Genomic DNA, 11,548 nt, shown 5'->3' with positions numbered 1-11,548 from the left:
CTGTTCCTCCTAATTTATCTCATTTTATTGATAGCTTCCCAAAGTCCGTTGATATAGGCAACACCAAGAGCTCTGTCATATAGACCATAGCCAGGTCTAGCCTTCTCATCCCAAATCATTCTTCCGTGATCTGGTCTGATTACACCATCAAATCCCATGTCAATAAGGGCTTTTACAATCTCGAACATGTCAAAATTACCATCGCTTGACAAATGAGAAACCTCATGGAACAACTGATCATTTTCATATTTAATATTTCTGATATGCGCAAAGTGAATTCTCTCTGCAATCTTAGGATTTCTGATAATCTTTGGCAAATCATTAGCAAGATTACTTCCAAGAGATCCCGTACAGAATGTAAATCCATTGTAAATACTCTTGTTCATATCAGCAATCTTGAGCAAATCATCCTCACAAGTAACAATACGTGGAAGTCCGAAAACATCCCATGCAGGATCATCCGGATGCACGGCCATCTTGATTTCATACTTCTCACAAGTGTCCATGATTCCATCTAAGAAATACTTGAAGTTTGCTCTGAGCTTATCAGCATCTACATCTTTGTATTTGTCAAAAAGCTCCATTATCTCATCTTTTCTATTAGGCTCCCAACCTGGCATAACAAATCCGCCACTGGCCTTCTCTATTCTCTCAAACATTTCACTGGCATCGATACCATCGATAATTGATGAGTCATAGGCCAAAGCTGTAGAACCATCCTCCAGAGGCATGGCAAGGTCTGTCCTTGTCCAATCAAATACAGGCATAAAATTATAGCATACAAGGTGAATACCTGCTTTTCCAACTGCCTCCAAAGACTTATTGTAATTCTCAATCAACTCATCTCGTGAAGGCAAACCAATCTTGATATCCTCATGGACGTTGATACTCTCAACACCCACAAACTTGAGGCCCTTCTTCTCAATTTGCTCTTTTCTGGCCATTACATCTTCATATGTCCAAGCCTCTCCGGCAGGAATATCATGCAATGCAGTAATTACGCCCGAAACACCGGGAATCTGCCTAATCTGCTCCAATGTAACACTATCATTACCCTCACCGTACCATCTCAATGTCATATCCATTTTTTAATCATCCTTTCTAATTATCTGAATATTTTCCTATTTTTTGCATCGTCAATGCCACACTTTCTGTAAAAATATGTATTGACTCTGTCTCGCCATTCTATGGCATTATTTAATTGTCTTTCAAATCTCTCAAGAACATTATCATAGATTCTTCTATCTATTCTTCCCTCGAGATTCTTCCAAACCCCAATCATCTCCCTGACTTCCTCTACGCCCTCAAAATGAGTATCATAGATGTACTGTATCACTGTCTTCCCCGTCTTTAATTCATAGGTATAAGGCAAGTGATGGAAAAAGAGTATCAACTCCTCAGGACATCTATCCCTGTCCGCGTAAATGTTCCGCCAAGGTTCATTGTACTGGTTGACATATCCTGTTCCAGAATCCGTTCTATCCACACCAATCCCATGCAAATCAGCTCTATGATATGTTCCCCATCTGTCGTATTCATAACCGTCAATATCCGGTCCATAGTGATAATGCGGGGTCACCATCCAGCCTATTCCAAGGGGTGCGTTGTACTTCTCGTATGTGGCCCATGAACCACCGAGAAGCTTTGCCACATCATCCACGATGTCATCTTCCTTTGATATGCTGAATCTGATCCATTCTCTGGCAATATCCTCTGCACTGAGACTTGGATCCATTGCCAACCTTCCATAACCGTACAGATTAGCTGCCGCCAGCTCATTCCCGGTCCAGTTTTCATCATCTCCTGTATTGATAACTCCGGCCATTCCGCAATACTTATTGCCATAGGCCTTCCCGGAAACGATTTTTTCCACCGTGGAGCCCTCACCCTCGGCAAAAGTATCGAATTCAAGAATCTCCTTCCACATAGGAATTAGATAACACAAATCAATCTGCTGACCCGTGTACTCTTGTGCAATCTGTACTTCCAACATCATATTCGTTTTTTTCAATCCGCCAAACATTGGAGATACGGGCTCTCGAACCTGAAAATCCATAGGACCATTTTTTATCTGAAGTATAACATTGTCGTCAAATGTTCCGTCCAGTTCCATAAAATGGTCATATGCAGCTCTCGCTCTGTCCGTCTTCGTATCTCGCCAGTCCTGCCCACAATTGTAAACAAAACATCTCCAAATCACCAGTCCACCGTACTTTTTCAACTCTCTTGCAAGCATATTGGCTCCATCCGCGTGAGTTCGCCCATATGTAAATGGTCCCGGCCTTCCCTCCGAGTCCGCCTTGACAAGAAAACCTCCAAACTCCGGTATCACCTCATAAACATGAGCTATCGCCTTTTCCCACCACTTGCATACATCTGAATCAAGGGGATCAGAAACCTCCAAATTCCCAAGCTCCATCGGTGCGGCAAAGTTTACACTGAGAAAAAGCTTCATACCGTATTTGCCAAACAAATCGGAATATTTTCTCACAATTTCCAAATATCTATCGGTAATGAGATAAGTCTCATTCTGGTGCACATTGACATTGTTAATCACAATGGCATTAATTCCTATGGATGCCATCAACTTGGCATAATACTCCACTCTGTCATTGTAAAACATCTCATAGTTGTCATAGAAAAATGATCTGCCGGAATATCCTCTCTCTATCGAGCCGTCCATATCATCCCAATGATTTACAATTCTCAGGGGCATAGAAGGCGTGAACTCGTATCTCTGCCCATCAATCTTCTCCAAATCTCCAAGATAAACCATTCTAAGAAATGCATAGACACCCTGAAGTAAAGCATATCCGCTCTTTCCAACAATTGCATAACTGTCCTCATTCTTTTCAATGTAAAATGACTGGTTGGTCAGAGCATCGCAATCATCATCTTCCTCAACCTGCAAACACACCGCAGGTTCATATTCTATATCTGTAGAATATTCTATTTTTGCATCCAACATTGCACCCATGTGCTCGCAATACTCTTCCGCTGCTGTAATTGCAACTCGATCAGCTGACATAAGTATAACATTGGCAAAGCACTCACGTACTTTTTCTGCGTCAATGGCTTTATAATTAAGCCAACACTTTGTATAATTAGTACTATTAAACATTAACTCTATTAATCTCCATTCCAATTTTTTCTCTATTTTAGTCTATCACTCCGGTACAACAATGTCATCAGAAGAATTAGACATTTTGAAGGTAACCGGCTTTGTTCCCTTTAATGCCACACTCCTACTGTCAGGCTGGCACAATCCTACAAACACCTCATAGTCGCCCTTGCGAACCACCTTGACACCTTCATCATTATAAAGTCCCATTGCATTTCTGTCCAGTGAAAGCTTTATATCAGCTGTCTCGCCTTTCTTCAGGTGAACTTTTTTAAGAGCCTTGAGCTGACAATTTGGCGCACCATCACCGTGATACTTAACATATACCTGAACTGTCTCCGCTCCGTCCATCTCGCCATTATTGCTGAGTTTTGCAGTAATATCAATATTTTCACTTGAAGCATCTAGTGTTGAAATATTTACATCACTGAGATCAAAGCTTGTATAACTAAGTCCATATCCAAATGGATACAAAGCTTCATTCTTCATATATCTGTAAGTTCTATTCTCCATAGAATAATCCTTAAAGTCAGGCAACTCCTCTGTAGTATTGTAGAATGTCACAGGGAGCTTTCCCTCTGGAGAATATTTTCCAAAAAGGACGTCAGCTACGGCCTTTCCACCTCTTGCACCTGGATACCATCCGAGAAGAATCGCCGGAATATTCTCATCTGCATACTTGATTGCGAGGGCACTACCCGAAAGAACAATTAATACTACCGGTTTTCCGGACTCTACAAGGGCCTTAAGTACATCTTCTTGCAACCCAGGCAAAGAGAGATTTGGCTTATCTCCGCTGGCAAATTCATTACCCTCATCGCCTTCTTCGCCCTCAAGGCTTGCATCAAGCCCCATGACAGCGACAACAACATCCGAAGCATCCGCCACAGCTTTGGCCTCAGCCATTCTATCATTTCCACATGAAAGTCCCTGAATTCTATCTTTGCAAAGATGACAGCCCTCAGAATAGAGAACTCTTACATCATCTCCAACTTCTCTCTGAATTCCCTCGAGAACAGTGATATACTCAGATGCTGTTCCCTCATAGTTTCCAACCAGAGCTTTTCTATTGTTGGCATTAGGTCCAATGACGCCAATAGTTTTGATATTAGCCTTATCAAGAGGGAGCATATTACCTTCATTCTTGGCAAGTACGATACTGGCTCTTGCAGCCTCTTCATTTATCTGCTTATGTTCCTTACTGTCCACAATGCTATAATCAATAGTGTTATACGGAACATTTTCCTTTTTGTCAAATAGTCCGAGCTTCATTCGAGTAGTAAACAATCTCTCTACTGCTCTCGTGATAGTTTCTTCCTCGACAAGTCCGTCCTTAACTGCCTTGAGAAGATTGCCGTAGATGTTTCCACAATTCAAGTCACATCCCATATTCATCGCCAAGGCAACGCTTTCTACAGGAGTAGAGGTAACCATATGGTACTCATGGAAATCTTTTATTGCCCAACAATCAGATGTCACATGACCTTTAAAGTTCCACTCGCCTCTAAGGATATCAACGAGGAGTCTCTTGCTACCACAGCAAGGCTCACCATTGGTTCTATTGTATGCCCCCATGACAACCTCGACGCCAGCTTCCTTGACACATGCCTTGAATGCCGGCAAATATGTCTCTCGCAAATCTTTTTCAGAAACAACAGCATTGAAACTATGTCTCTCGTCTTCCGGACCTGAGTGAACAGCAAAATGCTTGGCACATGCTGCAACTTTCATGTATTTTTCATGGTTTCCTTGCATACCATTGATAAATCTCACTCCTAATCTTGATGTGAGATACGGGTCCTCACCAAAAGTCTCATGTCCTCTTCCCCATCTGGGATCCCTAAAAATATTGACATTTGGAGACCAAAATGTAAGTCCCTTATATATATCATAGTCACCATATTTTTGCTGAGCGTTGAACTTAGCGCGTCCCTCGTCAGATATGGTCACTGCTATTTTCTCTACCAAATCTTCATCAAAAGTTGCCGCAAGACCGATAGCTTGCGGAAATACAGTAGCTGTACCTGCTCTAGCAACTCCGTGAAGTGCCTCATTCCAATAATTGTACGCCTTTACATCAAGTCTATCAATTGCAGGCGCACTATGCAAAGTCTGATAAACCTTTTCCTCCAATGTCATCTCTGACACCAATGCTTTAGCTCTTTCCTCAAAGCTTAATGTTTCATCCATATATCTCTTCATTGATGCTAATTTTTCCTTTCAAAAAAACTTAAATACATACTTTTCCGTTGAATTATTAAAAATTGAGGACTGAACAAAACAAACAAATAGCTTATTCTGAACAGTCCTCTCATTCCTATTCTAGATTAATCAGATTATTTTGAATGAGTAGCAGCAAAGTTTGCATACTTCTTATTCATATCACTAATCTTGCTATCCCACTGAGCAGAAATCTCTTCAATCTTCTTCTTAGGCTTTGTTGCGCCAGCATATACTGCGTAACAGAAATCACCATAATCAAGATCATTGATAAGTGGAAGATATGATGTCTGCTTGTGCTTCTGCTCTGTCATCATCTGCAATGTCTCATCTACAGCACGTGTATCCTTGAACTGCTCAAGATATGTCTCTTTCCATCTGTCATCAAGAGTATATCCTGGAGTAGGCTCTGTATAAAGGTCGAATGCAGCAGCGATCTTCTCTGCGTCATCATCCTTTGTACAACTTGGCATTACGATGATATTGTCGTTAGGAGTTGTCTTGTTTGTAATGTTCTTATCCTTGCTCTTCTGGTTATAAGGGAACATTACAAATCCCCACTCGTCGTCCATGCTTGCGAATGCACTAATCTCATAAACTTCTGCAGTCTGCATAGCAACTTCTCCGTCACGGAATGCAGCTTTGTACCAATCCCATGCAGCTCCGTTTGGCTTAGGCATAATATAGCCCTTATCCATAAGGCTCATACCCCAGTTCATAGCATAAAGGAATTCAGATGTACCTGTTGCATTCTCATACTTACCATCCTTGTTACGACTAACAAATGTTGCCATGTTGTTAGCTGCACACATTGGCAAATAGTACTTAGAGAAACTTGCTAAAGCATACTGATCTGTCTTACCGTCTCCATCAGTATCTACTGTAAGCTTCTTACAATAGTCTTCGAACTTATCCCAAGTCCACTTTCCAGCTTTCTGAAGATCATATGGCTCATCTGGGTCAATACCAGCATCTTTGAGCATACGCTTGTTGAAGAATAATCCTCCACGAGGCTCTGACTCATTGCTCATTCCCCAAATACCATTACCAATACTCATGATCTCAGTAACTGTTGGATTCCACTTCTCCTCTGAGAAATCAAATTCAGGAAGCTTAGAAAGATCCTTCATAAGTCCTCTCATAAGAGGCGCAGAAACCATCTCCTGATACAAGTAGAACAATTGACAACTTGGGCTCTGTGACATTACGCCGTTAACGTATGTCTCCTGCATATCTGTATAAGAATACTCATTAGATCTCTTGATCTTGAAATTGTACTTAGTCTGAATATCCTTACGATACTTCTCAGTAGCCTTGGCATAGTCTGTCTCACCAACTTCATCTGTTGTGTACCAGTCTCCGATAAGGACATTTATGCCACCCAAATCATCCATTTTCTTCTTTGTTGAACTTCCGCCTTTTTTGTCATCAACTGCAGTCTTCTTTGAATCAGGCGAACTACCATTTCCACCACAACCTGAAAGACAGCCGATGGCAAGTGCAACGGAAAGTCCCATAGCAAGCAATTTTTTCTTATTTGCTCTCATAGTTATTGTTACCTCCTTAAAATAAATATCGTTATGCATTCGCAATAACTTCATAACTATAATTATATTATACACGCATTTTTCCAATATGTCACTAGAAAAATGTATTGTATTATATCATTTGTGCATATTTTGTATGCCTTAAATGAATATCTCAATTACATCTTGATACCTGACTGGCTCAAGCTTTCCACAAATCCCTTCTGTGCAAAGAGATACAATAAAATCAATGGTGCAATCACCATAAGTGTTCCTGTAGCAATCATACCCTGTGAGTATGCTGTTGTAGCTTTCATGGCGATTCCTCTGTGCATAAGGTAACTGTCCAAAGCACCGGAAACTCCTGTAAGCTTAACTGCTAACAGAGAAAACTTATCCTTCAAGAACAAATTAGAATAGAATGAATCTGTCCACTGCCATACATATGCAAACAAGAAGCATGATGTGATAATAGGCTTAGCGTCTGGAAGCATAATTCTAATAAATGTCTTAAGTCTTCCACATCCATCCACGTATGCAGCCTCTTCCAATTCCTTAGGAATTCCACGGAAGAACTGACGAATCATATAGATGTACAAACCACTCTTAAGTCCCATACAACCCATACACATAAGAACATATGGAGTTAACGAATTAAGAAGGTTAAGTGGTTGACCTGTAATCATCTTAAACAATCCAAAGAGATCAAAGTAACAGAAGTTAAGGTACAATGATGATTGAATTGTTGATGGTGGAATGATAATTACAAGAATAACTGCAGCGAACCACAATCCCTTGAGAGGGAACTTATATCTTGCAAATCCATATCCTACCAATGTACAAGAGATAATCTGAAGTACACTTACAAGCAATGAAATCCATGCTGTATTAAGAAGTGATCCCCAGTAAGACATAAGTGATGAAGCAATCTTATAATTGCTCAATGTAAAATGTCTTGGTATTGCAACGATAGTTGAATCGTACAAATCCTGCTCTTCCATGAAGCTGATGGAAATCTTGTTCAACAATGGCTGCAAAATCATAAAGCACAGTCCGAATATCAATATTGCTCTGATAATCTTAAATCCAACGTTGAAAGATGTCTTTCTGAGCAAATATCCATTAGACTTTTTATTTCTTTCAAGAAAGTTTTTGAATTTTCCTTTTTTACTCATAATAGTACACCCTCTTCGAGATGATCAGCGCAACAATTCCGAGTATCAATGCAACACATACAAAGTATACCCAAGCCATTGCTGATGCAAAACCATAACTCGTCTTTCCTACTTCTGTTGAAATCTTCGCCATGACATTATTATCTGTCTTGAGGAAGAAGTCAATAACAGTATATACAACGTTTACAAGAATCAGTGAGCTTACCATTGGGAAAGTAATCTTCCAGAAACTCTCCCAAGCAGTACATCCCTCAATTTTAGCCGCCTCAAACATACTAGGCGAAATAGTCTGCAATCCGGACAAGAAAATAATAATCTGAATACCAGATGCAATAGCAATATCATAAACCTGATTGATGATATTAAATACATACTCAAACAATCTAGACATTGGACTATTAGCTGATGTAACAAGGATATCTTCCAAAACTCCTGTTACACTTGCATCGTTACTTGTCTCAGAGATAACATCCTTCATATCATTCAAAAGGTCATTGTTGTACTCGATTCCCACAATAACACCTGATGAAAGAATTACAGGAAGGAAGAAGATTGCTCTTACGAGTCCTCTTCCCTTGAAATTCTGGTTAAGTATCAATGCGATAAAGAAACTGAAGATCAATGTTGCTGGTGTATTGATCAACATCTTTGTAATCTCACTCAAAAGTGTAGGAACGAATTCCGCATCTACCATAAATGCATCTTTGTAATTCTTAATTCCTACCCAAGTCATCGAAAATCCTCCGGACTGTGGAGAAACATCGTTAAAAGTCATCATAAGTGACTGACCCAATGGAATTATCATAAACAAGATAAATCCTAAAATAAATGGAAGTATAAATAAGTATCCCGCAATGGCATTTCCCTGCGCAAGCGTTCTTTTTCTCTTCTTCTTTGGCTTATCCATTTACTTATCACCTCCATTAGTTTTCTTAGTAACAAAGTCTCTCTTTGGTACCTTGTATGTTCCGTCATCATAATCTGAATAATTGTAATTTACAACAACGTAATTACCATTTTCAAATGTTGTCTTATATACACCTTCTGCAAGCTTCTCATGGTTAGTGATATATGAACCATATGTATCACCGAGCTCGTTGTTGAATCTGTTATACAATTCAACAGCTGTATCTTTCCAATCTGTGAAGTTACATGCATAGTACTGTGTATACTGGCCATCCTGCAAGACTGAAGTTGGAGCATTCATAAATGTGAAGTAAAGTCCTGAACCAGTCTCAGCAGACTTAAGAACGATATCCTTCTCATCTGCAGAAAGGTTTATAGCACTTCCTGAGTATTTAACCAAACCATGGAGTGCAATCTCAAGAAATGGAATTGACTCATCGATGATATTAACTGCCTTAGGAGAAATGTTAAGGTCAGTAACATAATCTGCATATGGTACTGCATACATATTTCCTGTAGTAATCATCACACCATTATCATGCTCTTTCAAAGCTTTAAGTTTCTCAACCTGCTTGTTAAGTGAAGCTTCACGAGATACTCTTGACTTGTAATTATAATCTCCTGCAAGAGAATATCCGATGTCTTCAAAACTTACATTCTTTCCACCATAACTTGTAATCTCATCAACAAAGTGGTCGATATTATTTAACATATATGATGGCTTAGTCAAGTAGTAAAGACCACATGTCTCATAGTCCTCATTTGACTGATATGTTACTGGATCTGTTGAATAAATCTCGCAGATCTCTCTACTAACAAACTTAGCTGAATCTCTGTTGACATTGAATCCGTCGAAAAGCAACTTGTTCTTTCCAACATACATGAACTTACCACCATAGTAGAAGTTTACTGCAGCTTCGTTCTTTACAAAGTTATTCAATGCCTTCATATCTGAAGAATCACCAAGTCTTCCAATCAAGTCCACATGAGCTGCTGATGTAGGATCTACACCACCATTGAACCATCCAGTGTACTTAGCGCTGATATCGCTGATGCCAGATTGTGACAACTGAGTCAAAATCTTCTGCGCATCCTCATATGTTGTCAATGCAAGTGGACGTGTTACCGGATATCCCAAGATATGCTCAACATTATCTACTGCACCGATCAACTCAACTGCCATAGGAACTGACTTAATTGATCCCTCTTCAGGTTTCTTGATTTCCGGATATCTCTTCATCAAGTACTCACGGTATGTCTTTGCAAGACTTACATAATCTGTGTCTTGAGAGAAGATATATCTCTGTTTGATGTTCTCGCCCTTAGGCAAGCCATCTTCAAATACACGAACTGTTGTATCTGACTTAGATGAAATGTCCATGTTCTCACCATGAACCATCTTGTATACAAATCTGCTGTAGTTGTATCCACTCTTCTTACCTGCTATATCAGACATAACGCTTGAATAAGCACTACCTGATTCTGATACGCAGAGGAATGACTGCTCTGATGACTTATTGGCAATGGCGAACATTGGGAATGTCGCTCTTGTCTCATCAACAACACTCTTACGGCTGATACCGTAGTCCCAACCATACATCTCAGCGAGATATGTCTGCTGAGTAGTCTTGCCATTGTTGAAGTTAATAATACCACCAGTTCCATCAGGTACAATTGAGAATCCCTCTTCGTCTTTGTTAGCACTTCCCATGTATGGAAGAACCTGCAACTCAACAATTGGATACTTTGTATTGTACTCGATTTTATCCATCGGAATATTTACAACTAATTCATTATCCTCAAGGATATACTGCATTGTGATAGAGAATACAGGCTTGCCGCTGTTACGGTCAATATTGTATCCCTCCATATCTTTGGCACGCTGCTCTTCTGTATAACCTATCTTTGCGAAAATCTCCTCCAAAGGCTTAGCCTTGGACTCAGTAATTTTCTCATTGAGGTAATATACCGGATGTTCCTGAAGATCAGGGAACTTCTCAAGTGCCATATCTCTCTCGGCATCAGTCTCAAATCCGTCATACTCGTACTTAACATAGTTACGAGTAACTGCTCTCTTTGTTGAACTGTCTAAGCCCTCGAGATACTTTTCCATTACATCAACTTTTACTGCCAATGGACAAAGGTATTGTCTCTCAATCTCTCCGATTGAATAGTTAACATCAACTTCGTTGTCGCTAACCTTCTCAATTGAGTAGTTTCCATTGCCTACTGATGCTGAGAAGTTGTTGATTTCTTTTTTTGTGTCAGTGCTATTGGAATATGTGAGGTTAAGTGTTGAACTGATAACCTCTTTAAGTGGTCCCTTAGCATTGGCATACTTTTCAACATCCTGTGCAGAAGGATTAGATGTATAAACCTTATTATTTTTCTTGTTAACAAGCTTAAACTGTGTAGTGTCCTTGTCAACAGTAAATTCCAAATCGTCATTTGATATTGTTACAGTTTTACAACCATCATTCTTATAGGTCTTAATTTCCTTGTTAGAAGTGGTTGTACTTGTACAGCCTACCATCAGGAGTGAAGCCATTGCAGTAACAATAAATAATGTTAATTTCTTTTTCATTATTAACTATGTCCTC

At 39.7% G+C, this 11,548-nt stretch carries 7 protein-coding genes; all 7 read right to left on the bottom strand.

The annotated features are described in order from the left end of the window. Positions 1-14: 14 nt before the first annotated feature. The 7 genes from uxuA to L877_RS0108015 all read right to left on the bottom strand — a co-directional run bounded on the left by uxuA (position 15) and on the right by L877_RS0108015 (position 11,532). Positions 15-1,085 (bottom strand): mannonate dehydratase, encoded by a 1,071-nt coding sequence (gene uxuA, locus L877_RS0108045; protein ID WP_026835616.1) that lies wholly within the window; start codon positions 1,083-1,085, stop codon positions 15-17. A 20-nt stretch (positions 1,086-1,105) separates the two neighbouring features. Beyond that, positions 1,106-3,121 carry an alpha-glucuronidase gene (locus tag L877_RS0108040; protein ID WP_034785430.1) on the bottom strand — a complete coding sequence of 672 codons (2,016 nt, stop codon included), beginning with the start codon at positions 3,119-3,121 and terminating at the stop codon, positions 1,106-1,108. 45 nt (positions 3,122-3,166) lie between these two features. Next, positions 3,167-5,311: a glycoside hydrolase family 3 C-terminal domain-containing protein gene (locus tag L877_RS0108035; RefSeq protein WP_242837138.1), complete on the bottom strand. Its 2,145-nt coding sequence runs from the start codon at positions 5,309-5,311 to the stop codon at positions 3,167-3,169. A 146-nt stretch (positions 5,312-5,457) separates the two neighbouring features. Beyond that, the gene (locus L877_RS0108030) at positions 5,458-6,888 is read right to left on the bottom strand and encodes an ABC transporter substrate-binding protein (RefSeq protein WP_026835613.1); all 1,431 of its coding nucleotides are present in this window, start codon (positions 6,886-6,888) and stop codon (positions 5,458-5,460) included. Positions 6,889-7,046: 158 nt separating this feature from the next. Continuing rightward, positions 7,047-8,042, bottom strand: coding sequence for a carbohydrate ABC transporter permease (locus tag L877_RS0108025; protein WP_026835612.1), 996 nt, complete (start codon positions 8,040-8,042; stop codon positions 7,047-7,049). Beyond that, positions 8,035-8,949 carry a carbohydrate ABC transporter permease gene (locus L877_RS0108020; RefSeq protein WP_026835611.1) on the bottom strand — a complete coding sequence of 305 codons (915 nt, stop codon included), beginning with the start codon at positions 8,947-8,949 and terminating at the stop codon, positions 8,035-8,037. Before L877_RS0108020 ends, L877_RS0108025 begins: the two co-directional genes overlap by 8 nt. Continuing rightward, a complete protein-coding gene (locus L877_RS0108015; RefSeq protein ID WP_026835610.1) occupies positions 8,950-11,532 on the bottom strand; it encodes a DUF5696 domain-containing protein in 2,583 nt (860 codons plus the stop codon). Between the last annotated feature and the right edge of the window lie 16 nt (positions 11,533-11,548).

It is taken from the genome of Eubacterium xylanophilum ATCC 35991, assembly GCF_000518685.1.
GTDB lineage: Bacteria > Bacillota > Clostridia > Lachnospirales > Lachnospiraceae > Eubacterium_F > Eubacterium_F xylanophilum.
The sequence above is the reverse complement of the archived record's forward strand: the minus strand, read 5'-3'. Positions and strand labels throughout refer to the sequence as shown.

Excerpts from the sequence above, each read along its gene's own strand:
- L877_RS0108020 (WP_026835611.1), bottom strand. The coding sequence starts at position 8,949 with ATGGATAAGCCAAAGAAGAAGAGAAAAAGAACGCTTGCGCAGGGAAAT.
- uxuA (WP_026835616.1), bottom strand. The coding sequence starts at position 1,085 with ATGGATATGACATTGAGATGGTACGGTGAGGGTAATGATAGTGTTACA.
- L877_RS0108035 (WP_242837138.1), bottom strand. The coding sequence starts at position 5,311 with ATGGATGAAACATTAAGCTTTGAGGAAAGAGCTAAAGCATTGGTGTCA.
- L877_RS0108030 (WP_026835613.1), bottom strand. The coding sequence starts at position 6,888 with ATGAGAGCAAATAAGAAAAAATTGCTTGCTATGGGACTTTCCGTTGCA.
- L877_RS0108015 (WP_026835610.1), bottom strand. The coding sequence starts at position 11,532 with ATGAAAAAGAAATTAACATTATTTATTGTTACTGCAATGGCTTCACTC.
- L877_RS0108025 (WP_026835612.1), bottom strand. The coding sequence starts at position 8,042 with ATGAGTAAAAAAGGAAAATTCAAAAACTTTCTTGAAAGAAATAAAAAG.
- L877_RS0108040 (WP_034785430.1), bottom strand. The coding sequence starts at position 3,121 with ATGTTTAATAGTACTAATTATACAAAGTGTTGGCTTAATTATAAAGCC.